At 55.0% G+C, this 1,388-nt stretch carries 2 protein-coding genes; both read left to right on the top strand.

What is annotated here, in order from left to right; translation table 11 throughout:
- A partial coding sequence (locus AB4043_RS25555; protein ID WP_442308524.1) for a tautomerase family protein occupies window positions 1-240 on the top strand: 240 nt, incomplete at its 5' end.
- Between the two features lie 333 nt (window positions 241-573).
- Window positions 574-768, top strand: a complete 195-nt coding sequence (locus AB4043_RS25550; protein WP_442308523.1) for a hypothetical protein — start codon at window positions 574-576, stop codon at window positions 766-768.
- Window positions 769-1,388 lie beyond the last annotated feature (620 nt).

Raw genomic sequence — 1,388 nt, 5'->3', positions numbered from 1 at the left:
ACGGCCGACAATCTGATCTACGACAAGACCTTCCTCGGTTTTGACAGGTCGCCTGACTTCCTGTTAATCCAGGTGACCAGCACTGTCGGAAACAACTTGGAGTCGAAGCTCGCCTTCTTCCGATTCATCGCCGACGAACTCAAGAGCAAGCTCTCCGTTCGTCCTGACGACATCATGATCAACATGGTCTATGTAGATCGACGAACTCAAGAGCAAGCTCTCGGCGAACCTTGGACCTAGGTTGAACGGAAACTTGGGGACAGACGAAAAACTTGGGGACAGACGGGACGTAAGCAGATAAGGTTCGCACAGGCACAACTGATGTTTGAAGCGTAGATTGATCGCGTTCGGAATGGAAACGTCCCGTCTGTCCCCAGGTTTCCCAGGTTTCGTCCCCAGGTTTCCCTGTCCCCAGGTTTCCCAGGTTTCCGAGATCGAGGAGACATTAGGTGCTGCGGCACGTTGCGGGGTCATCGCTCACGAACTCGCCCACGAGCGCTTCTCCACAAACGAAACCGCAAGGAGACGACGCGCCAACACCGCGACCTGGAAGCGGAGTCTGTTAGCTTTGCAGTGCTCGCCCACTATGGCATCCGCACCGGAAGCCGCTTCTACCTTGCCAGCTATGACGTGACTTCGGAAATGCTCACCGCTTCACTTCAAACCATCACCCAGGCCGCTAGGCGTATCATCACAGCCATTGATGACAAGTTCGAGACTTTGAAGGACGCGGACGAAGGCTCCGCGTCTCCATCCATAGCTGCGTAGGTATCGCTGTGGCCGAGCTGGATACGCTCGTTGCAGAATTGGGTCACAAGGCATTCTGTTCAAAGCGGTATGGCAGCGATTCGCGCGAGAATGGACAACTTCTTGACCCCACGCGCATAGCGTGGGAAGCTAACCCTGTATTCAACCAATTCTGGGGAACGACACCTGGATAACCTTTTTGCTTCCTCCCGCTCTGTTCAAAGCAAATCAAGGAGATCCATTCGTGAGCATAAATCTCGAAAATGATAAGCAGCCCCACACAGCCCACCCCGAAAGCCAAGCCGGGCGGGTTGGTACCGGTAATATTTCCGGTATTGCCACCCAAACGGGTACTCACGCTGAGGACTGGCTGGGAGGGCCTCAGAACGGAAACGAAGCCTCCAGCGAAGCCGAGAAAACTCTTCAAGAAAAGCTGTCAAGCGATATCTCGGGCCCTACCGGATCGGGAAAGTACTCGGACTCCGAGGACCGGCCCCCCAACGAAGGCGTAGAAGTCTCCGACTCTCTCAGGATGGGGAGCAATGGAATCGAATCCCCCAGCGAAGCCTATGGACGTAGAAGTCTCCGACTCTCTCAGGATGGGGAGCAATGGAATCGAATCCCCCAGCGAAGCCTATGGA

The organism is Terriglobus sp. YAF25, from assembly GCF_052113305.1.
GTDB lineage: Bacteria > Acidobacteriota > Terriglobia > Terriglobales > Acidobacteriaceae > Terriglobus.
Note: the sequence above shows the minus strand (reverse complement) of the source record. Positions and strands in the feature narration are given on the sequence as shown.